1 pseudogene is annotated in these 241 nt (G+C 33.2%); it reads left to right on the top strand.

Features of this window, described 5'->3' with window-relative positions:
• A pseudogene (locus RM553_RS19655) lies at positions 1-241 on the top strand (Fic family protein); the annotation flags it as partial.

The following is a 241-nucleotide window of genomic DNA, read 5'->3' as shown; positions in this document are numbered from 1 at the left end:
AGCACTTTTAGAGAACAAGAGAATCATCGGTCCGAAGAAAGATGTAAAAGAAGTTTTAAATGCAATTGAGATTTATGAGCATTTAGAAAATTATAATCCATTTGAGGAAAAATCATTCTTGAAATGCCATAAAGATTTAATGCAAAACCTGATAGATGATGCAGGAAAATACCGAAAACAAGGTGTTGGAATAATGAAAGGTTCTGAAGTGGAACATTATGCTCCGCCATATCAAAACGTG

Source organism: Autumnicola tepida (assembly GCF_031846485.1).
Classification (GTDB): Bacteria; Bacteroidota; Bacteroidia; order Flavobacteriales; family Flavobacteriaceae; genus Autumnicola; species Autumnicola tepida.
This window is presented reverse-complemented; position numbering and strand designations above follow the sequence as displayed.